Here is a 21,494-nt window from a genome sequence, read left to right as displayed (position 1 = left end):
CGCCGATTGTCGCGTATCGCGCAAGCTTTTGACAGCGGGCAATGGAGCGTTATCGCTTCGGCCAGCGCCAAGGCTGCGCTGCTGACATTGGCGCTCCCCCTTGCTGCCTGCGGCGCCGGCGGCTTCAGTCTCGAGAAGGCGGAGGTCGACCGCTCGATCGTCACCTCCAGCGCGCCGTCCTCTCCCGCCCAGCCGGCAGGCAGCGACACCGATTCGGATCAGACCACCATCGGCAACGCGGTCTCGTCCGCCGACGTCCGGGAGCTCGGCGGCCAGCCCGTGCCGTGGGCCAATGCCGGCACCGGCTCGCGCGGCGCGATCACCGAACTGGTGGAGCTCAAGGATGGCGGCCTCACCTGCCGCCGCTTCAACGCCACGCGCGAGAGCTTCGACGGCGTCGCCCTGTACAAGGGCGAGCTTTGCATGGCTGGCGCCGGTGGCTGGCATATGCAACAGTTCAAAGCGCTCTGAATAATTCGGGGTGTTCCGATTTTCGCTCGCCGATCCCTCTTGCGCCACTGGAATTTCTTCCTATCCAAGCGCATATAGGGGGCAACCGTGGACTCATCCTCTCTGTCAGGCAGGAAGCATGCGCGACCCCTATGAGGTGCTGGGCGTTGCCAGGAACGCATCGGCCAAGGACATAAAATCGGCGTACCGCAAGCTCGCCAAGCAGCATCATCCGGACCAGAATCCGAATGATCCGAAGGCGAAGGAGCGTTTTGCCGCCGCCAACCAGGCCTACGAGATCGTCGGCGACGAGAAGACGCGCGCCGCTTACGATCGCGGCGAGATCGACGCCGACGGCAAGCCGAGATTCCAGGGCTTCGAAGGTGCGGCCGGAGGAGGCGACCCGTTCGCCGGGTTCCGGCGTCAGCAGGGCCCCGGCGGGGCGCATTTCGAGTTCCGCACCGGACGCCCGGGCGGCGATCCGTTCGACGGCAACAGCGACATCTTCAGCCAGATCTTCGGCGATGCCTTTTCGGGCGCGCGCGGCGCTGGCCGCGGCGATCGTCGCCAGCCGGCCCAGGCGGCTGACCTCAACGTCACGCTGGACATCACCGTCGAAGAGGCCGCCACGGCCGAGAAGGTGACGGCGATGTTCCCCGATGGCCGCAAGATGGCGGTCAAGCTGCCGGCCTATGTCGAGGATGGCCAGACCATCCGCCTCAAGGGCCAGGGCGAGCAGGGACCAGGCCAGCCGGGCGACGCGCTGGTCAAGATCCACATCCGCCGCCATGCGCGCTACCGCATCGAGGGCCGCGACCTGCATGTCGACCTTCCCGTCGACCTCGCCGATGCGGTGCTTGGCGCCAAGGTGGCCGTCGAGACGCCGACCGGCAAGCTGGCGGTCAACGTTCCGGCATGGTCGAGCTCGGACAAGGTGCTGCGCCTGAAGGGCAGGGGTTTGCCTGAAAAAGCAGGCGGCCACGGCGACCTTTACGCCCATGTGCGGCTGATGCTGCCGGAGGGCGGAGACGTCGATCTCGAAGCCCTGATGCGCAAGCGAAAAGGCTGACCGAGGCGATTTTCTCCTCAAGCCAGTCTGTTTTCGACGCTTGAAGGGGCTCTGTGCCTGTGCGATAGGGCTCCACAAAGCAGACATTCTTGCGGAGAACGCGCACATGGCGGGTGGACAGGGCCTCATGGCCGGTAAGCGAGGCCTCATCCTCGGCGTCGCGAACAATCGGTCGATCGCTTTCGGCATCGCCAAGGCTTGCGCCGATCACGGCGCCGAAATCGCGCTGACCTATCAGGGCGAGGCGTTCAAGAAGCGCGTCGAGCCGCTGGCGGCGGAACTCAACGCCCATGTCGCCGGTCATTGCGACGTCACCGACCCGGAAAGCCTCGACGCGGTTTTTGCCGACATCGCCAAGCACTGGGGCAAGCTCGACTTCCTCGTCCATGCCATCGCCTTCTCCGACAAGGACGAGCTCACCGGCCGTTATGTCGAGACGACGCGCGACAATTTCCTGCGCACCATGGACATTTCGGTGTTTTCCTTCACCACCATCGCCAAGCGCGCCGAGCCGCTGATGAGCGAAGGCGGCTCGCTTTTGACGCTGACCTATTACGGCGCCGAGAAGGTGATGCCGCACTACAACGTCATGGGCGTCGCCAAGGCGGCGCTCGAAGCGAGCGTGCGCTATCTGGCCGTCGACCTCGGCGCCAAGAAGATCCGCGTCAACGCGATCTCGGCCGGCCCGATCAAGACGCTTGCCGCCTCCGGCATCGGCGATTTCCGCTACATCCTCAAGTGGAACGAGTACAATGCGCCGCTGAAGCAGACGGTGACGCAGGAGGAGGTCGGCGATTCCGGCGTCTACTTCCTGTCGGATCTGTCGCGCGGCGTGACCGGCGAGGTCCATCACGTCGATTCCGGCTACCATGTCGTCGGCATGAAGGCGGTCGACGCGCCGGACATCTCGACCGTCAAAGACTAACTCTTCTCCGCCTATCCCTCCCGTCCAGGCCCTGGCCCGACCTACGGAAGACCTGATGTATCCGCTCGTCTACATCGTGCGCCACGGCCAGACGCAGTGGAATACCGAGCGTCGGCTGCAGGGCCAGGCTGATACCGACATCAACGCGCTCGGCCGCGAGCAGGCGACCCGTAACGGCCATCGTCTGGCAGCGCTCGTCAGAAATCCCGCGGATTTCGACTTTGTCGCCAGCCCGATGCGGCGCACGCGCGAGACAATGGAGCTGATGCGCGCGGCGATGGGGCTCGACCCCTCCGACTATCGCACCGACCCGCGCCTGGTGGAGCTGAGTTTCGGCGACTGGCAGGGTTTCACCTTCGCCGAGCTCGAGGCCCAGCATCCGGGCTCGACCAAGGGCCGCCGCGCCGCCAAATGGGACTTCCAGCCGCCCGGCGAGGGCGCCGAAAGCTATGAGATGCTTCTCGAGCGGCTAAAGCCATGGTTCGACGCGCTCGACCGGCAGACGGTCTGCGTCACCCATGGCGGCGTCATGCGCTGCTTCTTCCGCGTCGTCGCCGGCCTGTCCAAGCAAGAAGCGGCCGGCCTCGAAATCCCGCAGGATCGCCTGCTCCGGCTGGAGGGCCGGAGCCTGGAGTGGCTGTAGATCTTAGTTGGCGTCGCTGTCCGGCAACTGCATATCGGTAACGACGTTCTCGCCATTGGTCACGTCGAAGGCGATGACGATATCCATGCCGGGCTTCAGCGCGTCGAGATCGGTCTCGGCGTTGAGCTTGTAGGCCTTTCCGTCGTCCAGCGTCAGCGTCAGCGTGTCCTTGTCGACCTTCTTGATCAGGCCTTCGGTCTGGCCGGCGAATGCGGCGGTGGAAATCATGAGCATGGCGCCAACAGCGCCAATCAGGGTACGCATCGTCGTCCTCTTTGGTCATTGCGCCGGCTGGTCAGCGGCGGATCCTCAACGGCGGATGGAAGAGAGCAGAAACCAACCGAATGTGTCAAAACTAAATCGGCCGGATCACAGATTGATGCAGCTGATCACCGTTTGACCGCTGTGGAAAACGCCAATAGAAGGCAGCCTTGAACCGGCGAACCGGCTCCGCCGCCGGGCAGGGCGTTTTTCCATGTCTCACAACACCTTCGGCCATCTCTTCCGCGTCACCACCTGGGGTGAAAGCCATGGCTCCGCGCTCGGCTGCGTTGTCGACGGCTGCCCGCCCGGCATCCGCTTCAAGCGCGAGGACATCCAGGCCGAGCTCGACCGGCGCCGCCCTGGCCAGTCGCGCTTCGTCACCCAGCGCCGGGAGCCTGACGAGGTCAAGATCCTGTCCGGCTTCATCCTCGACGAGGACGGCGAGACGATGATCACCACCGGCACGCCCATCTCGATGCTGATCGAGAACGTCGACCAGCGCTCCAAGGATTATGGCGAGATCGCTCGCCAGTACCGGCCGGGCCATGCCGACTACACCTACGAGGTCAAATACGGGTTGCGCGACCATCGCGGCGGCGGCCGCTCCTCGGCGCGCGAGACGGCGGCGCGGGTGGCTGCCGGCGCGCTGGCCCGCAAGGTGGTGCCGGGCATGGTGGTGCGCGGCGCGCTGGTCTCGATAGGCGAAAAAGCGATCGATCGCGCCAACTGGAACTGGAATTTCGTTGGCGATGCCGAGAACCCGTTCTTCACCCCCGATCCGGCCTCGGTCCCGGTCTTCGCCGCCTATCTCGACGGCATCCGCAAGGCCGGCTCCTCGGTCGGCGCGGTGATCGAGATCGTCGCCGACGGCGTGCCGGCCGGCCTCGGCGCGCCGATCTATGCCAAGCTCGACCAGGACATCGCCTCCGGCCTGATGTCGATCAACGCCGTCAAGGGCGTTGAGATCGGCAACGGCTTCGAGGCGGCGCGCATCACCGGCGAACAGAACGCCGACGAGATGCGCATCGGCAATGACGGCAAGCCGGTGTTTCTGTCCAACAATGCCGGCGGCATCCTGGGCGGCATCTCGACCGGGCAGGCGATCGTCGCCCGCTTCGCCGTCAAGCCGACCTCCTCGATCCTGACGCCGCGCAAATCCATCGACAAGGACGGCAAGGATGTCGAGGTCATGACCAAGGGCCGCCATGATCCGTGCGTCGGCATCCGCGCCGTGCCGATCGGCGAGGCCATGGTTGCCTGCGCGATTGCCGACCACTATCTGCGGCATCGAGGACAGACGGGGAGGGGAGTAGGGGAGTAAGGCAGTAGGGGAGTTTGTTGAGCGGCCCCTCGTGAACGCCAATTTTTTCCTTTCCCCTACTCCTTTACTGCCCTATTCCCCTACTCCCCTAGCGAGCTAGTGAGCGCCCCATGCCATACGACCAGAAGAAGATCGTCGAAGCGATCCGCGCTTTCGAGCGCGGCGAGATCGTCGTCGTCATGGACGATGACGGGCGCGAGAATGAGGGCGACCTGATCGTCGCCGCCGTCCACTGCACGCCGGAAAAGATGGCCTTCATCGTCCGCAACACGTCCGGCATCGTCTGCACGCCGATGCTGCGCGAGGATGCGAGGCGGCTCAACCTTGCGCCGATGGTGGCGGACAATGATTCCGCCCACACCACCGCCTTCACCGTCAGCGTCGACTTCAAGCACGGCACCACGACGGGCATATCGGCAGACGACCGCACGCTCACCGTGCGCAACCTTGCCAACGGCAATGTCGGCGCCTCCGACTTCGTGCGCCCCGGTCACATCTTCCCGCTTATCGCGCGTGAGGGGGGCGTGCTGATGCGCTCGGGCCATACGGAGGCCGCTGTCGACCTCTGCAAGCTCGCCGGACTGCCGCCGGTCGGCGTCATTTCCGAACTTGTCAATGACGACGGCACCGTCAAGCGCGGGCCCGAGGTCCAGGCCTTCGCCGAACAGCATGGCTTGAAGCAGGTTTCGGTCGCCGACCTCATCGCCTACCGCCAGCGCAAGGAAACGCTGGTCGAGCGCGTCGCCTGCTCCGATATTGACACGCCCGGCGGCAAGGCGCAGGTCTTCACCTACACGCTGCCCTGGGATTCCATGCATCACGTCGCGGTCGTCTTCGGCGATATCCGCGATGGCGAGGAGGTGCCGGTGCGCCTGCACTCGGAGGATGTCGTGACCGATGTCTTCGGCACCAGCCACCGGCTGGACCGCATCATGAAGGCAATGGGCGAGCGCAAGCGCGGCGTCATCGTCTATCTGCGCGAGGGCTCGGTCGGCGTCGCCCATCAGGAGCGCAAGCGGCCGCAGAGCGGCGAGCGCGAGGACCACGAGGAGGCGCGCCGGCGCGAGAACGAGTGGCGCGAGATCGGTCTCGGCGCCCAGATCCTGAAGGATCTAGGCATTTCCTCGATCAACCTGATCGCCTCGCGTGAGCGCCACTATGTCGGCCTCGAAGGGTTTGGCATCCATATCGCCAAGACAGAAATTCTCTAGCTGTCGAGGGACGGAAGCTCCTCCAAGCAAATCGCACGCTTACGCGATTGACTGAAGCGTCCGTGACGCAGGCGTCATCTGAAATGGATGGCTGAACGCTTCGTCACTCAACCCGACGCCATCGCTTCGTTTCCGTCCACGTCGCAATCCGGTGTCGCTAGCCGGTACTGACCGGCGAGCACCGTGGCAAATGCAATCGCGCCTGCCGTGACCGACACCCAGAAACCGTTCTGCGGTCCAAAAGCGTCGACCATCCAGCCGGCGGCGAAGGAGCCCAGCGCCATGCCGATACCGATCCCTGTCGTCACCCAGGTCACCCCTTCCGTCAGCATCGCGGCCGGCACGTGACGCTCGATCAGGCCGAAGGCGGTGATGAAGGTCGGCGAGATCGCGACGCCGCTGACGAAGACGACGAGCGCCAGCGTCGGCACCGTGTCGGCAAAGAGCAGCGGCAGCGTGGTGAGCGCAATCACTGCCACCGCTATCGCCAGTTGCCGCTGCAGCGGCGCTCTCAGGCTAAGCGCGCCGACGATGATGCCGAGCACGAAGGAGCCGAGCGCGTAGACGCCGATGACGAGGCTCGCCGCTTCGGGCTGGCCGAGCGCTTTGGTGATCGCCACCGTGGTGACCTCGGTGGTCGCGAAGGTCGCGCCGACGAAGATCAGGGCGAACGTGATGATCTGAACCGGCCGCAACCGGATCGCCGAAGCGGCCGCCCCATGTTCCGCCGGACGCACGGGTGGCTCTGTCGAACGCTGCAGCAGGAACGCCGCCGAGCCGAAGGCAAGCAGCAGCGTGCTCACCACCATGCCGGCCTCGGGGAACAGCGCGGTGCTCAAGCCCACCGACAGCGAGGCGCCGGCGACATAGACCAACTCGTCAGCCGCCGATTCGAAGGCGAAGGCCGTGTTCAACTCGGGGCGATTGCGAAAAATCTCGGTCCAGCGCGCCCTGACCAGCGCCGGAACGCTGGGCATGGCGGCCGCCAGTAGCGCGGACAGGAACAAGGTCCATACCGGCCAGTGCTGGTTGGCCGCCGCGATCAAGGCAGCGAAGGAAAGCACCGAAACGAGTGTCGTCGGCATGGCAATGCGGGTCTGGCCAAGCCGGTCTACCAGCCGCGATACCTGCGGCGACAGGAAGGCGTTGACCAGCGCGTAAGTCGCCGAGACAGCGCCGGCCAGCCAGTATTCGCCATACGTCTGCGACAGCATCGCCACGATGCCGATCGGCGCCATGGCGATCGGCAGCCGGGCGATAAACGCCGCCGCGGCGAAGCCCTTCGTGCCGGGAGCCCGAAAGATTTCCGAATAGGGATTTCGCATGATCGTGCTCCTCGACAAGGAAAGGCGCCGCAACTACATACGCCGCGTATGTATCTCAGATAGTTCATACGTCGCGTATGTCAATTGGCATACGAGACGTATGCGAATAGGGCCAGAGCCATGCACAGACCGCGCAAGGAGATGATCGCCGAGACGCGCGCCAAGCTGATAGCGGCCGCACGCCACGCCTTCGGCACGATCGGCTATGCCGAGGCTTCGATGGATGATTTCACCGCTTCGGCGGGCCTGACGCGCGGCGCAATCTATCATCATTTCGGCGACAAGAAGGGGCTCTTGCAGGCGGTGATCGCCGAGATCGACGGCGAGATGGCCGCCCGGGTGAACGAGGTGGCGTCACGGGCGCCGACCCGCTGGCAGCATTTCGTCGACGAATGCACCACCTATATCGAGATGGCGCTGGAGCCGGAGATCCAGCGCATCATGTTCCGCGACGGCCCGGCGGTGCTTGGCGATCCGGCGCAGTGGCCGAACGCCAATGCCTGCACGGCGTCGATCACCGGGCATCTGACCAGCTTGCAGCGGGACGGTGTCGTCGTTCCCGATCTCGATCCCGAGACCGCCGCGCGGCTGATCAACGGCGCCAGCAGCCAGGCCGCGCAGCGCATCGCCAATTCCGAGGATCCCGAAGCGACCTCGAAGAAGGCGATAGCGGCGTTCAAGCAGCTGCTAGAAGGCTTGCTCAGGAAGCCAGAGCAAACCACCGCGTAACCACGCTGCCGGTTTGTGCACCGTTTTTTGGGCCCGGCACGCCGCCGCCGCGTTGACAATGTCAGGGGCGAGCGCATCCTCTCCGGCCAATTGTCTGGCAGCGCCGCGCGTTCTTCGAACGCGCAAACGACGCTGTAACACTCTTGATTCTGCGCATGATCCTTTCCGAAAAATCGATTCCGATTTTCGGGGTCATGCGCGAGGCGGGGAGTCGGGGCCATGTGGGACTTCAGCATCGGCCGGTCGGTGTCCATCATGATGCGGACATGGCCGTTCATCGTCTTTCGCATGATCGTCTATTTCGGCATCACGCTGGCCTACATCATGGCGACCGGCACCGGCGCCAGTGTCGGCTATGGCGTTGGCCACATCTCCACCGACCCTGACGGACCGATGTCGTTTGCCTTGTGGGGCGGGGTCGTCGGCTTCGGCGTCGTCTCGATCGCCGTCTACTGGATCCGCGAATATATCCTCTATGTGCTCAAGGCCGGCCACATCGCCGTCATGGTGCATCTGATCGACGGCCACGACGTTCCGGATGGCCAGGGCCAGATCGCCTATGCGAAGGAAGTGGTGACCCAGCGCTTCGCCGAGGCCAACATCCTTTTCGTGGTCGACCAACTGGTCAAAGGCGCCATCCGCGCCATCACCGGCCTGATCGGCGGCATTGCCGCGTTCCTGCCCATTCCCGGCTTGAGCGGCCTCGTCAGCTTCATCAACACGGTCATTCGGCTGTCGCTGACCTATGTCGACGAGATCATCCTCGGCTACAACATCCGCATCAATTCGGACTCGCCTTTCGAGACCGCCAGGCAGGGCGTCGTGCTCTACGCGCAGAACGGCAAGCACATGGTCAAGAATGCCGTCTGGCTGGCGGTGATCATGTGGGGCGTGTCCTTCGTCATCTTCCTTTTGATGCTTGCCCCGGCAGCCGCCATCCTCTGGGTGATGCCCGGGCAGCTCGCCGGCTGGGCCTTCGTGCTGGCCATCGTCTTCGCCTGGGCCTTCAAGGCGGCCTTCATCGAGCCTTTCGCCATCGCTTCGCTGATGCAGGTCTATTTCGCCACCATCGAAGGCCAGGTTCCCAATCCCGAATGGGACCGGCGCCTAGCCGAGGCCTCGTCGAAGTTCAGGGAGCTTCGCGACAAGGCGCTGGGCTCCTTCGGCGGCTCGCGCTGGGATTCGCCCCGGCCTGCCTGATCGGCAGCCCCTGACCACGAAGGCAACCCGATCAAGGCTTCGGCAGGTCAGCGCCGCGAAGCTTGGCAATCGCCGATTTGAGCGGCGCCTCGCCGGCGCCGCAAAAGATCTCGCTCATCACCAGGTCGGGCAGCGGCAGGCGCCGGCCCCAGCCATGCGCCTCGAGGTCCGGCCGCGGCGCGAATTCCGAGACGCGGCCGACGCAGAGATAGGCTATCGGCGTGACATGCTCGGGGATCGACAACAGCCGCTTCAGCGCCTCGGTCTCGATGATGCTCACCCAACCGACGCCGACGCCTTCGGCGCGCGCCGCCAGCCAGAAGTTCTGTACCGCGCAGACGGTGCTGTAGAGGTCCATCTCCGGATTGTGCCAGCGCCCGAGCGGCGAATTCTGCGAGCGCTGCCGGTCGCAGGTGATGCAAAGATTGAGCGCGCTTTCGCAGATGCCCTCGAGCTTCAGCGTGCGGTAGAGCGCCTGCCGCTCCGCCTCGATCGCCGGCAGTTCCTGCTCGCGCGCGGCCAGGAACAGGTCGCGCACCTGCCGCCGTCTTGTCGCATCGCGGATGACGATGAAGTTCCACGGCTGCATGTAGCCGACCGACGGCGCATGATGGGCAGCCGTCAACAGTCGCGCCAGCACGCCATCGTCGAGATCGTCGGCAGTGAAATGGCTGCGCACGTCGCGCCGGGTGAACATCGCCCGGTAGACGGCCTCGCGCGCCAATTGGTCAAAGTCGCCGCCGCCGGTGGCGGCCATTCGTGCCTGCATCGCTTGTCCCCTTGCGATAAGCAGCCCTCCGCCTGACCATGCGGACGACCATTTCTGCCGGGCCGGTCTTCTGGCTCGGGATCGACCCGCATCCGGCGCCTTCCCGTCTAGGACAGTGGCTTTTGCCGGCGCGGTCCCCCTCACAGCGTTGGGCACGCCACGGATTTCAACCGTGTTCCCGATTCTCCCGCGTCGCGGGCACCAGGCAGCGGCAGGACTCTATCGCGAAGCGGAAGCCGCGCCAATGCCGCTTGCGACACGATCGGGCGCGATTTTCCCCAATCATTCGGCGCCGAAACATGGCTATCCGGGCGACAGGTGCCTAGATTAGGGGCCATGGCTACCCGTCTCTACACCCATCCGGTATTCCTGGAGCACCTCACGCCGCCCGGTCATCCCGAGCGTCCCGACCGTTTGCGCGCCATCGAGCGCGTGCTGGACGACGAGGCTTTCTCGGCTCTCGACCGCGTCAGGGCGCCGGAAGGCGACGAGGCAACCATCCTTTATGCCCATCCGGAAGATTTCGTCGCCCGCGTCCGCGCGGCCATTCCTGAGACCGGCATCGTCTCGATCGATGCCGACACCAGCGCCAGCCCGAAGAGCTGGCAGGCCGCGGTGACGGCGATCGGCGCCGCCAATGCGGCGATCGACGATGTCTTCGAGGGGCGCGCCGCCAATGTCTTCGTCGCCGCCCGTCCGCCCGGCCATCATGCCGAGAAGACGACGGCGATGGGCTTTTGCCTGTTCAACACCGCGGCGATCGCGGCCCGCTACGCGCAGAAGAAGCACCAGGCCGAGCGCGTCGCCATCGTCGATTGGGACGTGCATCACGGCAACGGCACGCAGGACATCTTCTGGGACGATCCGTCGGTGCTCTATTGCTCGACGCATCAGATGCCGCTTTACCCGGGCACAGGCGCCAAGAGCGAAACCGGCGCCGGCAACATCGTCAACGCGCCGCTCGCGCCGAGCACCGGCAGCGATACGTTCCGCGACGCCTTCCTGTCGCGCGTGCTGCCGTCGATCGACGCATTCAAGCCGGACCTGATCATCATTTCCGCCGGGTTCGATGCGCACCATCGCGATCCGCTGGCCGCGATCAACCTGACCGAAGACGATTTCGACTGGGCGACCGGCCAGCTTATGGAGCGCGCCGGGCGCCACAGCGGCAACCGGCTCGTCAGCCTGCTGGAGGGCGGCTACGATCTGCAGGGACTGGCATTTTCGGTCGCCGCCCATGTCGGGCGGCTGATGAAGGGATGAATTATGGCTGATGAAGCTAACCAAGACGTCAAGACGATGAGCTTCGAGCAGGCGCTCGACGCGCTGGAGAAGATCGTCGATGATCTGGAGCGCGGCGATGTCCCGCTCGATCAGTCGATCAGGATCTACGAGCGCGGCGAGGCGCTGAAAGCCCATTGCGACCGGCTGCTAAAGGCGGCCGAGGACAAGGTCGAGAAGATCAGGCTGTCGCGCGACGGCAAGCCGGTTGGAACGGAGCCGCTCGACGCCGAGTAGTGTGGAAGAGGGGCGGGGGAAGAAAAGCAGGTAAGGAGTTCAAGCATGTGCCGCAACATCAAGACCCTGTTCAATTTCGATCCGCCGGCGACCGATGACGAGGTCCATGATGCGGCGCTGCAGTTCGTGCGCAAGCTGAGCGGCTCGACCAAGCCGTCCAAGCGCAACGAGCATGCGTTTCACCACGCCGTCGAGGCGATCGCGGCAGCCGCGCGCGAGCTGCTCGACAGCCTCGAAACCACGCAGCATCCGCGCAATCGCGAGGAAGAGGCCGCTAAGGCGAAAGCCAGGTCCGCGCTCCGCTTCGCCTGAGGTCATGACATGAGCTTCTTCCCGGGAAACGACCCTGAGGCCGGCGACGCGTTTGCCTGCGACCAGATCGAGTTGATGGTCATCCCCAACGCCAAGGATATTGGCGGCTTCGAGGTTCGCCGCGCCCTGCCGACGGCGAAACGCCGGCTGGTTGGTCCCTTCATCTTCTTCGACCGCATGGGACCGGCGATCCTGCGCGCTGGCCAGGCGATCGACGTGCGCCCGCATCCGCATATCGGGCTTTCCACGGTCACCTATCTGTTCGACGGCAAGATCAGGCATCGCGATTCGCTCGGCACCGAAATGGTGATCTCACCCGGCGACGTGAACCTGATGACCGCCGGCCGCGGCATCGTTCATTCCGAGCGCACGCCCAAGGAGTTGCGTGGCGCGCCGATGTCGGTCTCCGGCCTGCAGACCTGGCTGGCCTTGCCCGACGGCAGGGAAGAGGTCGCCCCGGTGTTCGCGAATACGTCGGTGATCCGCCTGCCCGAGATCGACGCCGACGGCGTCAGCGGCCGAGTCGTCGTCGGTGAATTTTCCGGGCTGCGCTCGCCGGTCGCGACCGCCTCGGAGACGCTCTACGCCGATTTGCGGCTGGCGGCGGGCGCCAGCGTCAAAATCCCCGCCGATGCCGAGGAGCGCGCCATCTATACGCTGGAGGGTGAGGTTTCCATCGCCGGCGACCGCTTCCCGGCCGAGCGGCTTCTGGTGTTCAAGCCGGGCGAGGAGATCGTCGTTTCGTCCGAGCGCGGCGCGCATTTCATGCTGTTCGGCGGAGCGTCGCTGGGTTCCAAGCGTTATATCTGGTGGAATTTCGTTTCCTCCTCGAAGGAACGCATCGAGCAGGCCAAGGAAGAATGGAAGACGGGCCGCTTCGATATCGTTCCTGGCGATGAGGAAGAATTCATTCCGCTGCCGGAAGGTTAGAGCGGGATGGACGACGTGCGCCAGCCGCGTCACTGGCACGCATTTACATTCGCCCGCCAGCAGCATATTTCGCGCATGATCGAGGCGCATATTCAAAGGTTAGCGCAACGTTAAGACTGAGCAGGCTGCACCAGAGTGAACCCAAAGCCCGACACGCCGCTTCTCGACAAGGTCCGCATCCCCGCGGATTTGCGGTCGCTTGACGAAAGCGAGCTGACGCAGCTGGCGACGGAACTGCGCGCCGAGCTGATCGATGCCGTGTCGCACACCGGCGGCCATCTCGGCGCTGGGCTGGGCGTGGTCGAGCTGACGATTGCGCTGCACTATGTCTTCAACACGCCGCAGGACCGGCTGATTTGGGATGTCGGCCACCAGGCCTATCCGCACAAGATCCTGACCGGCCGCCGCGATCGCATCCGCACGCTTCGCCAGGAAGGCGGTCTCTCCGGCTTCACCCGGCGGGCGGAGAGCGAATACGACCCCTTCGGCGCCGCGCACTCCTCGACCTCGATTTCCGCCGGCCTCGGCATGGCCGTGGGCCGCGAGCTCGCGGGCGGCCGCAACAACGTCATCGCCGTCATCGGCGACGGCGCCATGTCCGCCGGCATGGCCTATGAGGCGATGAACAATGCCGGCGCGCTCGACGCCCGCCTGATCGTCATCCTCAACGACAACGACATGTCGATTGCGCCGCCGACCGGCGCGATGAGCGCCTATCTGGCGAGGCTCGCCTCCGGCAAGGCCTATCTCGGCCTGCGCGATTTCGGCAAGAAGCTGTCGTCCTACCTCGGCAAGCGGGCCGACCGCGCCATCACCCGCGCCGTCGAGCATGCGCGCGGCTACGTCACCGGCGGCACGCTGTTCGAGGAGATGGGCTTCTACCACATCGGCCCGATCGACGGGCACAATCTCGAGCACCTGATCCCGGTGCTTAAGAACGTGCGCGACAATGCCGACGGCCCGGTGCTGATTCATGTCGTGACCCAGAAGGGCAAGGGCTATGCGCCGGCTGAAGCCGCCGCCGACAAATATCACGGCGTCAACAAATTCGACGTCATCACCGGCGCGCAGGCCAAGGCGCCGGCCAACGCGCCGAGCTACACCAAGGTCTTCGCCGAGAGCCTGATCCAGGAAGCGCGCGAGGACGATCGCATTGTGGCGATCACCGCCGCGATGCCGAGCGGCACCGGCCTCGACCTTTTCGGCGAGGTGTTCCCGACGCGAACCTTCGATGTCGGCATCGCCGAGCAGCACGCGGTGACCTTCGCCGCCGGGCTCGCCACCGAAGGCTACAAGCCCTTCACCGCCATCTATTCGACCTTCCTGCAGCGCGCCTATGACCAGGTCGTGCATGACGTGGCGATCCAGAAGCTGCCGGTGCGCTTCCCGATCGACCGCGCCGGCTTCGTCGGCGCCGACGGCGCCACCCATTGCGGCGCCTTCGACATCACCTTCCTGGCTTCGCTACCCGGCTTCGTTGTCATGGCCGCCGCCGACGAGGCCGAGCTTCGCCACATGGTGCGCACCGCAGCCGACTATGATGGCGGCCCGATCGCCTTCCGCTATCCGCGCGGCAACGGCGTCGGCGTCGACATGCCGGAGCGCGGCTCGGTGCTCGAGATCGGCAAGGGCCGTATCCTCAAGGAAGGCACCAAGGTGGCGCTTCTCTCCTTCGGCACGCGGCTGCAGGATTGCCTGCTGGCGGCGGAAGAGCTCGGCGCGGCGGGCCTTTCCACCACCGTTGCCGATGCCCGCTTCGCCAAACCGCTGGACGAAGATCTCGTGCGCCGCCTTGCGCGCTCGCATGAGGTTCTTGTGACGATCGAGGAGGGCGCGGTCGGCGGCTTCGCCAGCCATGTGCTGCATTTCCTCGCCCATGAAGGCCTGCTGGAAAACGGCCTCAAGGTGCGCCCGCTCGTGCTGCCGGACGAGTTCACCGATCACGCCAGGCCGGAGAAGATGTATGCCGATGCGGGCCTCGACACGGCCGGCATCGTGCGCACGGTCTTCGCCGCGCTCGGCCACGGCGTGCAGGCGCAGCGCGCCTGATCGAATTCTCAACGTGCTGAATCGCTTTGCCGGGTTCCGGTTGTAAGTGTTTGTTGACGCTTTTGTTTGGCGCTTCGGTTACCCTGTCTTTTGGCCGATTTTCAACGCCGCCCTGCTAAGACCTTGGTCTGAGGCATGTCTCCCGAAATCAAGGGATGCGACGCGCTTTACGCAGGGGGTAAGAACAATGAAACCGTTCCTTTGCGGCATGGCCTTCCTGATGGCCATGGCCGCGCCGGTGGCAGCCGAAACGCCTTACGACCGCAACCTCGAAAAGGCGGTCATGGACATCGTCGCCGGCAAGATGGGCAACATCCGCGGCGGCTTCTCCTACAAGCAGGTTCCCCAGCTTGTGGTACTGCCTGAAGCCGCACCGAGCGCGCCGCCGCCGGCTGAGCCTTCGCGCAGCCAGGCTTCCAGCGACAACGGCCTGACGCCGGCCGTCGAGCGCCCGCTCTCGCGGAGGGTCTTCTAAAACCACATGTCGCGCACGCAGCGGCCGTCGCGCGGGAGGTCGTCGAAGCTGTCGAGACCGTCGAAATGGTCGATCGGCAGGTCGGCCACAGTCTCCGGCGGCGCCAGCCTGACATTGACGGCGATGCGGGTGCGGCCGCTGGAACCTGAACGCAGGCCGCGCCAGGCAAGCACGCAGGCGCAGGTCGGGCAGAACAGGATCTCGAGCGCCGGCTCGGCCACTGCGGCGCGCCTGTAGGAACGCATCGGTCCGGCGATGCGGATGCGCTCGTCGACATAGTCATAGGCCCAGAGCGTGCCGTAGCGGCGGCAAAGCGTGCAGTTGCAGGCCGTGATCGATCCCGGATCGCCTTCCAGGGTCCAGTGCGCGGCGCCGCAATGGCAGGTTCCCTTCAGCATTGCCTCCTCCTGGGCTGGTGAAACGGCCCCGCATTCTGCCGTGCCCCGCGCGCCATATTCAACAGGCTGCCATTGCGTTCGCGTCCGGCTTTCGCCAATGAAGGCCGATGAACTCTCCGTTGCCAGCCAGCACACGCCAGCGGCTCGACGAATTGCTCGTCGAGCGCGGCCTGTTCGCCAGCCGTTCGCGCGCCCGCGACGCGATCGAGCGCGGCACGGTCACCGTCGACGGCGCGGTTGCCCGCAAGCCCGGCCAGTCCGTCGTGGCGGACTGCCTCGTCGCCATCGACGACCCGGCTCGAGGCTATGTGTCGCGCGCGGCGCTGAAGCTGATTGCCGGCCTCGACCATTTCGGCCTCGACCCCTCGGAGAGCGACGCGCTCGACATCGGCGCCTCGACCGGCGGCTTCACTCAGGTTCTGCTTGAGCGCGGCGCCGCCCATGTCATCGCGATCGATGTCGGCCATGGCCAGATGCATCCCGATATCGCCGCTAACCCGCGCGTGACGGTGGTCGAGGGGCTGAACGCCCGCGACCTCACGACAGCGGACCTCGGCGGCCGCATCCCGGACTTCCTGGTTTGCGACGTCAGCTTCATCTCGCTAAAGCTGGCGCTGCCGCCGGCGCTCGCCCTGGCGGGCGAGGGCGCCAGGGCGTTGTTTCTTGTCAAGCCGCAATTCGAGGCGGGCCGCGAGGCGATCGGCAAGGGCGGGCTGCTCAAGGACCCGAGCGATGCCGAGGCCGTCGCCGCCGGTTTGCGCGACTGGCTTGCCGGCATGCCGGGCTGGCGCGTGCTTGGGCTGCACTCGTCGCCGATCGAGGGCGGCGACGGCAATCGCGAATTCCTGCTCGCCGCGATCAAGGACGCGAAACCGCGATGAGCGCGCGCTTCAGCATCACCAGGCTCGGCTCGCAAGGCGACGGCATCGCTAATGCCGATGGCGGCGAGGTCTTCATCCCGTTCACGCTGCCGGGCGAGACGGTCACCGCGGCGCGGCAGAAGGACCGCGCGACGCTTATGTCGGTGCTGGAGGCGTCCCCGCTCAGGGTCGAACCGGCCTGCCGCCATTTCATCGAATGCGGCGGCTGCGCACTGCAGCATTTCGAAGCCGAGGCCTATCGCCAGTGGAAGCGCGAGCGGGTGGTGCAGGCGTTGAAGGCCAAGGGCATCGCCAGCGCGGTGGACGCGCTGGTGCCGTGCGCGCCGCAGACCCGCCGCCGCGTCGTCTTCAGCGCCCGGCGCACCGAGGCCGGCATGCTGCTCGGCTTCGTGCGCGCGCTTTCTTCCGAGATCATCCCGATCGAGGAGTGCCCGATCTCGCTGCCGGCGATCGTTGCGTCGCTCGATCGTTTGCGGAGGCTGGCCGCTCTGGTCTGCGCCACGCCGAAGGCCTTCCACATGACGGTCACCGTTACCGCCTCGGGCCTCGATGTCGCCGTCCACGACGCCGGCAAGCTCGGTGAGAACCAGCGCCGCATCGCCTCGAATTTCGTTCTTGCCGAGGGGCTGGCGAGACTTTCGGTCGACGGCGAGGTGATCGTCGAGCCGAAGAAGCCGGTGGTGCAGTTCGGGTCGGTCGCCGTCGCGGTGCCGCCGGGCGCCTTCCTGCAGGCGACGGAGGCCGCCGAGCAGACGATGGCCGGACTCGTCGGCCAGCATCTGTCGCGCGCAAAGAAGGTCGCCGACCTTTTTGCAGGCTGCGGCAGTTTTGCGCTCCGGCTCGCGGCGAGATCGGAGGTCCATGCCGTCGAGGGCGACGCGCCGGCCCTTGCGGCGCTCGACCGCGCCTTTCGTTTCGCCAGCGGCCTGAAGCGGGTGACCGTCGAACGCCGCGACCTCTTCCGAAGGCCGCTGACCTTCAAGGAATTGAACGGCTTCGACGGCCTGGTCTTCGATCCGCCGCGCGCCGGGGCGGAGGATCAGTCCAAGCAGATCGCCCGCTCGGACGTGCCGCTGGTCGCGGCCGTGTCCTGCAATCCGGTGACGCTGGCGCGGGACCTGCGCATCCTCCTCGACGGCGGCTATCAGTTGAAGAGCGTGACGCCGATCGACCAGTTCCTGTGGTCGCCGCATGTCGAGGCGGTCGCGCTGCTGGAGAAGCCGAAGCGGCGCCGGTAGTCCGCAACCGTCGGTTCGCAAGAAATTTTGTGAAGCCTCTGTTCTTTCGACGAAATTGCGCCCTAAAGCCGCCTTTTTGCGGGGCCTTAATTTCGCGCTGTAGGGAAACATTCCTGCCTTTCCGGCGTTAATGCTCTGAACGGATGGCGGACAAGGGACGGCGGATTGCGATGCAAACGCTTCAGAAATTCATCGGCCTCATTGTCGTTCTCATCGTATTTGCGGTCGCGACCGTGACGGGCGCGCTCGCGCAAGAGCAAAAACGCCTCGCCTTTGTCATCGGCAATGCCGCGTATTCGTCAGGCGAACTGGCGACCCCGGCGAATGACGCCGGGCTGATCGGACAGACCTTGCAGGCGGCGGGGTTCGACGTGGTCGGGGCGCGAGATGTGGACCAGGAATCGCTGCGCGGCGCCTTCCGCGATTTCCTCGCCAAGGTTTCGGCCGCCGGCCCCGACGCGGTCGTTTTCGTCTATCTCGCCGGTCACGGCGCGCAGTTCGAAGGCGAGAACTATTTCCTGCCGGTCGACGCCAACATCGCCAATCCTGCCGACGTGCCGATCCAGGCCATTCGGGTCTCCGATCTCACCCGCCCGCTCGCGGCCCTGCCGACGAAGGTCAACATCGTCGTGCTCGACGCGGCGCGGCCGAATGCCTTCCCGCAGACGAAACAGCCGCTCGCCGGCGGCCTCGCTTTGGTCGATCCCGACCCGAACATGCTGATTGCGTTCAATGCCGCTCCGGGTACCGTCGCGCCGGAGGGCAAGGGACCCTACGGCGCCTACGCCCAGGCGCTGGCCGAGATGATGCGCGAGGGCGGCCTGCCGCTCGAAGACGTGTTCGACCGCACGCGCCTGCGCGTCAACGAGGTGACGCAAGGGGCAGAAGTGCCTTGGGACGCCTCGAAGATCAGCGCGCCCTTCGTCTTCTTCGACCGCGCGCCGGATGCGCCGGCGCCCAAGGTTTCCGAGGCCGAATCCCAAGCCAACCGGACAAGGGAGATTCGCGACTTTGATGCCCACGACGCCTATGTCGCGGCGCTCGACCGCGACACGATGCGCGGCTACCAGGATTTCCTCGTCGCTTATCCGCACGATCCGATGGCCAAGCGGGTGCGCGCCATCATCGCCGCGCGGCGCGAGGCGATTACCTGGCGTGAGACCTGGATGCAGGACACGCCGGAAGCCTACTGGTCCTACCTCGACCGTTATCCGCACGGGCCGCATGCCTGGGACGCGCGGCGTCGGCTGAGGCATTTCGATGCCGAGCTCGAGCCGCCGGCGAACTTCACCGTCATCATCTACGATGTGCCGCCGCCGGAGGAGGAGGAGATCGTCTATGTCGATCGCCCGGTGCTCTATTTCGACGACCCCGATTTCGACTTCGAACCGCCGCCGCCGGTCACAATCATCTTCCTGCCGCCACCGCCGCCGGATTTCATCGTGCTTGAACCGCCGCCGCCGCCGATTGACGTCTTCGTCCTGCCGACGCCGGTGTTCGTGCCGATACCCGTGTTCATCAACCCGCCGCGCCACATTGTGCCGCCGCCGAACAACATTATCTTCAACAACATCCACAACACGACCGTCATCAACAACATCAACACGACGATCAGAAACGAGACCATCAATCAGGCCGCGCAGCCGAGCGGCAATGCTCAGGCGGGCGTCACCACAGGCCAGAAGACGCTCGGAGGCGCCGTTGGTGCTCGTGCGGATGCGTTGGCGGCCAAGGTTGCGCTGCCGCCGGTGCTGAAGAAGAGGGCGGCGATATCCGGTCAGGCCAAGTCCAATCAGCAACAGGTCGGCTTGCCGCCGAAGCCCGGCCAGCGTGTTATCCAGGGTCAGCAGCCTGGCGCCGCGACTCCGCAGCCGGAGACCCAGTCCGCAACCGGCAAGCTGTCGCGCGACCACGCCTTGCCCGGAGCCGACGGCAAAAAGCTGCCGCTCGTCAACGGCAAGCCGGCGCTCAACGACCAGAATTTGCCCGGCAACAAGTCGAGGAAGCAGTTCGGCAGGCAAGGCATTGTGGGCGGCAACCAGGAGGCGACGGGAAATGCCGGCGCCGCCGCGACCGGAGAGCAGGGCACCGATCAGCAGAAGGGCAAGAAATTGCGCAAGCTGCCCACCGTCAACGGCATGCCGGCCGACAATGGCCAGAGCGCGCAGGAAAGGTTCGGGAAGAACAATCCGAACATGCCGTCCGGCAAACCCAAGAAGCTGACGCGCAGGGATTTGTCCGCCGGCCAGGCAATTGTCGAGCCGGGCGACCAGGGCTCGGCCAACCGCGACAATAAGAGCAGGAAATTCCGCAAGCTGCCGACCGTCAACGGTGAGCCGGCCGACAACCGGCCGAGCGTGCAGAAGCGGCTCAGGAGGAACAATCCGGACGTGTTCTCCGACCAGAGCCAGGGCTCGGTCGACGGGAACGTGAAGAACAGGAAGCTCCGCAGGCTGCCGACCGTCAACGGTGAGCCGGCCGACAACGGGCAGAGCATTCAGAAGCGGCTCAGGAGGAACAATCCGAGCGTGTTCTCCGACGAGGATCAGGGCTCGGCCAATGCGAACGAACGGGGCAGGAAGTTCCGCAGGCTGCCGACCGTCAACGGTGAGCCGGCCGACAACGGGCCGAGCATGCAGAAGCGGCTCAGGAGGAACAATCCAGAGGTATTCTCGGACCAGAATCAGGGCTCGGCCAGCGGAAGCGACAGGGGCAGGAAATTCCGCAGGCTGCAGAATGAAGAAGGTTCCGGCGGCGGGGAGGTCAACGTCCAGCGCAACTTCAAGGTCAACAGGCCGCAGAGGCCTGAGTTCAGCGAGCAGCCGAGGCCTGAGGTCCAGGAGCGGCGTCAGCCGCAACAGCCGAAGCAGCAGGAGCCGCAAGGAAAGAGGAAGTTTGCTTGCGGCAATCCGGGTGAGCCGCCCTGCCAGCAGTAGGCTGTCGGGCCGGACAACAGTTTGCCGTTGCGCGGGCCTGACTTTCCGGCCCGCGATTTGCAAGGCAGGGAGCACCTGCATACCGACCCGTAAAGGCTGGTTCAGTCCTGGTTATGCGGGCCGCTCGGCTTACAAGCCTGGCAGCATCCGTCAGGTTTTCGGCGTGCCGCCGCGCTGGTTGATCGACACCCAGACATTCGGGTTCTGCTGCGACTGGCGTTTCAGGAAATAATAGCCGGTCGCGTTCCAGGGCCGGACCTCGTCGACCAGATTGTCGAGGACGAGGTCGCCCCTGTCGGTCTTCACCGTCAGGATGGTGTGGCCCTCATTGTTGAGGTCGCGCACCACCGTCATCAGCAGCGCTTGCCGCGGAAATCCCGCCTCCAGGAGAAGCTTGCGCTTGTAGAGCGCGTAGACCTTGCAGTCGCCCTTGCCGTCCACCGGATAGTCCCAGTGGTCCATCATCGTGCCCCAGTGATCGTAGTTGCTGACGGGCTTGATGGCGCGGTTCGCCTTCTGGTTTATGCGCTTGAGGGTGCGCAGGTTCTGCGCGGTCAGCTTGACGTTCGCGGCCTGCAGGGCAGGCACCTTGCACTCTTTCGGCCGGCGATGGCAGAAATCGAGCCAGCCATAGGGAACGCTGGTGCGTCCTCCAACCGAGACGGAGCGAACCGCGTCCGCGGAGGGCTGCGTCGATGGCCGTTTGAACAAGGTCGACTGCGCCGCCGCCGTGTCGACGCACAGCGATGTCGCGCCGATCAACGAGAAAAGGCCAACGAGGAAGGAAGAGGTCAGTACGCCAGGGGAACGCTGCACTGCCAACACCACCGCAACGGGAAGACTGGCGACGA

The 21,494-nt window shown here is 65.3% G+C and carries 22 protein-coding genes and 1 riboswitch; of the genes, 17 read left to right on the top strand and 5 right to left on the bottom strand.

What is annotated here, in order from left to right; genetic code table 11:
• The first annotated feature begins 6 nt into the window (after nt 1–6).
• From EN874_RS18380 to EN874_RS18365, 4 genes are all read left to right on the top strand, one after another.
• Nucleotides 7–471 (top strand): RT0821/Lpp0805 family surface protein, encoded by a 465-nt coding sequence (locus EN874_RS18380; RefSeq protein WP_127426358.1) that lies wholly within the window; start codon nt 7–9, stop codon nt 469–471.
• 118 nt (nt 472–589) lie between these two features.
• Nucleotides 590–1,519, top strand: a complete 930-nt coding sequence (locus tag EN874_RS18375) for a J domain-containing protein (RefSeq protein ID WP_127426357.1) — start codon at nt 590–592, stop codon at nt 1,517–1,519.
• A 106-nt stretch (nt 1,520–1,625) separates the two neighbouring features.
• Entirely contained in the window at nt 1,626–2,444 is an 819-nt protein-coding gene (gene fabI / locus EN874_RS18370) for an enoyl-ACP reductase FabI (RefSeq protein WP_127426356.1), read from the top strand.
• A gap of 55 nt (nt 2,445–2,499) precedes the next feature.
• Complete coding sequence (locus EN874_RS18365) at nt 2,500–3,087, top strand: histidine phosphatase family protein (RefSeq protein ID WP_126085254.1); 588 nt, start codon at nt 2,500–2,502, stop codon at nt 3,085–3,087.
• A gap of 3 nt (nt 3,088–3,090) precedes the next feature.
• Here EN874_RS18365 and EN874_RS18360 read toward each other — a convergent pair whose 3' ends face one another.
• Nucleotides 3,091–3,351 (bottom strand): DUF1344 domain-containing protein, encoded by a 261-nt coding sequence (locus EN874_RS18360; protein WP_127426355.1) that lies wholly within the window; start codon nt 3,349–3,351, stop codon nt 3,091–3,093.
• A gap of 211 nt (nt 3,352–3,562) precedes the next feature.
• Between EN874_RS18360 and aroC the strand changes: the two genes are divergently transcribed.
• Both aroC and ribB read left to right on the top strand, forming a co-directional pair.
• Nucleotides 3,563–4,672 (top strand): chorismate synthase, encoded by a 1,110-nt coding sequence (aroC, locus tag EN874_RS18355; protein WP_127426354.1) that lies wholly within the window; start codon nt 3,563–3,565, stop codon nt 4,670–4,672.
• Nucleotides 4,673–4,782: 110 nt separating this feature from the next.
• Nucleotides 4,783–5,883: a 3,4-dihydroxy-2-butanone-4-phosphate synthase gene (gene ribB, locus EN874_RS18350; protein WP_127426353.1), complete on the top strand. Its 1,101-nt coding sequence runs from the start codon at nt 4,783–4,785 to the stop codon at nt 5,881–5,883.
• Nucleotides 5,884–5,990: 107 nt separating this feature from the next.
• On the opposite strand, the gene EN874_RS18345 is transcribed toward ribB, so the two are convergent.
• The gene (locus EN874_RS18345) at nt 5,991–7,208 is read right to left on the bottom strand and encodes an MFS transporter (protein ID WP_127426352.1); all 1,218 of its coding nucleotides are present in this window, start codon (nt 7,206–7,208) and stop codon (nt 5,991–5,993) included.
• 120 nt (nt 7,209–7,328) lie between these two features.
• Between EN874_RS18345 and EN874_RS18340 the strand changes: the two genes are divergently transcribed.
• Nucleotides 7,329–7,937: a TetR/AcrR family transcriptional regulator gene (locus tag EN874_RS18340; protein ID WP_127426351.1), complete on the top strand. Its 609-nt coding sequence runs from the start codon at nt 7,329–7,331 to the stop codon at nt 7,935–7,937.
• A 219-nt stretch (nt 7,938–8,156) separates the two neighbouring features.
• On the top strand, nt 8,157–9,137 hold the full coding sequence (locus tag EN874_RS18335) for a hypothetical protein (protein WP_168247528.1): 981 nt from the start codon (nt 8,157–8,159) through the stop codon (nt 9,135–9,137).
• A 31-nt stretch (nt 9,138–9,168) separates the two neighbouring features.
• On the opposite strand, the gene bluB is transcribed toward EN874_RS18335, so the two are convergent.
• Nucleotides 9,169–9,906, bottom strand: a complete 738-nt coding sequence (gene bluB / locus EN874_RS18330; RefSeq protein ID WP_168247527.1) for a 5,6-dimethylbenzimidazole synthase — start codon at nt 9,904–9,906, stop codon at nt 9,169–9,171.
• Nucleotides 9,907–9,948: 42 nt separating this feature from the next.
• Nucleotides 9,949–10,127, bottom strand: a riboswitch (cobalamin riboswitch).
• 115 nt (nt 10,128–10,242) lie between these two features.
• Here bluB and EN874_RS18325 point away from each other — a divergent pair.
• The 6 genes from EN874_RS18325 to EN874_RS18300 all read left to right on the top strand — a co-directional run bounded on the left by EN874_RS18325 (nt 10,243) and on the right by EN874_RS18300 (nt 15,190).
• Complete coding sequence (locus EN874_RS18325; protein ID WP_127426350.1) at nt 10,243–11,169, top strand: histone deacetylase family protein; 927 nt, start codon at nt 10,243–10,245, stop codon at nt 11,167–11,169.
• A gap of 3 nt (nt 11,170–11,172) precedes the next feature.
• A complete protein-coding gene (locus EN874_RS18320; RefSeq protein WP_126095248.1) occupies nt 11,173–11,424 on the top strand; it encodes an exodeoxyribonuclease VII small subunit in 252 nt (83 codons plus the stop codon).
• Nucleotides 11,425–11,469: 45 nt separating this feature from the next.
• Entirely contained in the window at nt 11,470–11,736 is a 267-nt protein-coding gene (locus EN874_RS18315; protein ID WP_127426349.1) for a DUF2277 domain-containing protein, read from the top strand.
• Nucleotides 11,737–11,745: 9 nt separating this feature from the next.
• Nucleotides 11,746–12,666 carry a pirin family protein gene (locus EN874_RS18310; RefSeq protein ID WP_127426348.1) on the top strand — a complete coding sequence of 307 codons (921 nt, stop codon included), beginning with the start codon at nt 11,746–11,748 and terminating at the stop codon, nt 12,664–12,666.
• 135 nt (nt 12,667–12,801) lie between these two features.
• Nucleotides 12,802–14,715: a 1-deoxy-D-xylulose-5-phosphate synthase gene (dxs, locus tag EN874_RS18305; RefSeq protein WP_127426347.1), complete on the top strand. Its 1,914-nt coding sequence runs from the start codon at nt 12,802–12,804 to the stop codon at nt 14,713–14,715.
• 187 nt (nt 14,716–14,902) lie between these two features.
• Nucleotides 14,903–15,190, top strand: coding sequence for a hypothetical protein (locus tag EN874_RS18300; RefSeq protein WP_127426346.1), 288 nt, complete (start codon nt 14,903–14,905; stop codon nt 15,188–15,190).
• Here the strand turns inward: EN874_RS18300 and EN874_RS18295 are convergent.
• A complete protein-coding gene (locus tag EN874_RS18295; RefSeq protein ID WP_127426345.1) occupies nt 15,187–15,588 on the bottom strand; it encodes a GFA family protein in 402 nt (133 codons plus the stop codon). The two genes, EN874_RS18300 and EN874_RS18295, sit on opposite strands and share 4 nt — an antisense overlap.
• 107 nt (nt 15,589–15,695) lie before the next feature.
• Between EN874_RS18295 and EN874_RS18290 the strand changes: the two genes are divergently transcribed.
• The 3 genes from EN874_RS18290 (at nt 15,696) to EN874_RS18280 (ending at nt 20,643) form a co-directional block, all read left to right on the top strand.
• On the top strand, nt 15,696–16,469 hold the full coding sequence (locus EN874_RS18290) for a TlyA family RNA methyltransferase (protein ID WP_127426344.1): 774 nt from the start codon (nt 15,696–15,698) through the stop codon (nt 16,467–16,469).
• Nucleotides 16,466–17,707, top strand: coding sequence for a class I SAM-dependent RNA methyltransferase (locus tag EN874_RS18285; protein WP_127426343.1), 1,242 nt, complete (start codon nt 16,466–16,468; stop codon nt 17,705–17,707). Before EN874_RS18290 ends, EN874_RS18285 begins: the two co-directional genes overlap by 4 nt.
• Nucleotides 17,708–17,877: 170 nt before the next feature.
• Nucleotides 17,878–20,643 (top strand): caspase domain-containing protein, encoded by a 2,766-nt coding sequence (locus tag EN874_RS18280; protein WP_127426342.1) that lies wholly within the window; start codon nt 17,878–17,880, stop codon nt 20,641–20,643.
• A gap of 150 nt (nt 20,644–20,793) precedes the next feature.
• On the opposite strand, the gene EN874_RS18275 is transcribed toward EN874_RS18280, so the two are convergent.
• A complete protein-coding gene (locus tag EN874_RS18275) occupies nt 20,794–21,459 on the bottom strand; it encodes a transglutaminase-like cysteine peptidase (protein WP_168247526.1) in 666 nt (221 codons plus the stop codon).
• Between the last annotated feature and the right edge of the window lie 35 nt (nt 21,460–21,494).

Origin of the sequence: Mesorhizobium sp. M1D.F.Ca.ET.231.01.1.1 (assembly GCF_003999155.2) — a bacterium.
Lineage (GTDB): Bacteria > Pseudomonadota > Alphaproteobacteria > Rhizobiales > Rhizobiaceae > Mesorhizobium.
Note: the sequence above shows the minus strand (reverse complement) of the source record. Positions and strands in the feature narration are given on the sequence as shown.

Bases quoted from the DNA above. Each gene is read 5' to 3' on its own strand.
- EN874_RS18335 (WP_168247528.1), top strand. From the start codon at position 8,157: ATGTGGGACTTCAGCATCGGCCGGTCGGTGTCCATCATGATGCGGACA.
- EN874_RS18315 (WP_127426349.1), top strand. From the start codon at position 11,470: ATGTGCCGCAACATCAAGACCCTGTTCAATTTCGATCCGCCGGCGACC.
- ribB (WP_127426353.1), top strand. From the start codon at position 4,783: ATGCCATACGACCAGAAGAAGATCGTCGAAGCGATCCGCGCTTTCGAG.
- EN874_RS18300 (WP_127426346.1), top strand. From the start codon at position 14,903: ATGAAACCGTTCCTTTGCGGCATGGCCTTCCTGATGGCCATGGCCGCG.
- EN874_RS18360 (WP_127426355.1), bottom strand. From the start codon at position 3,351: ATGCGTACCCTGATTGGCGCTGTTGGCGCCATGCTCATGATTTCCACC.
- EN874_RS18340 (WP_127426351.1), top strand. From the start codon at position 7,329: ATGCACAGACCGCGCAAGGAGATGATCGCCGAGACGCGCGCCAAGCTG.
- EN874_RS18280 (WP_127426342.1), top strand. From the start codon at position 17,878: ATGCAAACGCTTCAGAAATTCATCGGCCTCATTGTCGTTCTCATCGTA.
- bluB (WP_168247527.1), bottom strand. From the start codon at position 9,906: ATGCAGGCACGAATGGCCGCCACCGGCGGCGGCGACTTTGACCAATTG.
- EN874_RS18345 (WP_127426352.1), bottom strand. From the start codon at position 7,208: ATGCGAAATCCCTATTCGGAAATCTTTCGGGCTCCCGGCACGAAGGGC.
- EN874_RS18310 (WP_127426348.1), top strand. From the start codon at position 11,746: ATGAGCTTCTTCCCGGGAAACGACCCTGAGGCCGGCGACGCGTTTGCC.
- fabI (WP_127426356.1), top strand. From the start codon at position 1,626: ATGGCGGGTGGACAGGGCCTCATGGCCGGTAAGCGAGGCCTCATCCTC.
- EN874_RS18325 (WP_127426350.1), top strand. From the start codon at position 10,243: ATGGCTACCCGTCTCTACACCCATCCGGTATTCCTGGAGCACCTCACG.
- aroC (WP_127426354.1), top strand. From the start codon at position 3,563: ATGTCTCACAACACCTTCGGCCATCTCTTCCGCGTCACCACCTGGGGT.
- EN874_RS18290 (WP_127426344.1), top strand. From the start codon at position 15,696: ATGAACTCTCCGTTGCCAGCCAGCACACGCCAGCGGCTCGACGAATTG.
- EN874_RS18285 (WP_127426343.1), top strand. From the start codon at position 16,466: ATGAGCGCGCGCTTCAGCATCACCAGGCTCGGCTCGCAAGGCGACGGC.
- EN874_RS18375 (WP_127426357.1), top strand. From the start codon at position 590: ATGCGCGACCCCTATGAGGTGCTGGGCGTTGCCAGGAACGCATCGGCC.
- EN874_RS18365 (WP_126085254.1), top strand. From the start codon at position 2,500: ATGTATCCGCTCGTCTACATCGTGCGCCACGGCCAGACGCAGTGGAAT.
- EN874_RS18295 (WP_127426345.1), bottom strand. From the start codon at position 15,588: ATGCTGAAGGGAACCTGCCATTGCGGCGCCGCGCACTGGACCCTGGAA.
- EN874_RS18320 (WP_126095248.1), top strand. From the start codon at position 11,173: ATGGCTGATGAAGCTAACCAAGACGTCAAGACGATGAGCTTCGAGCAG.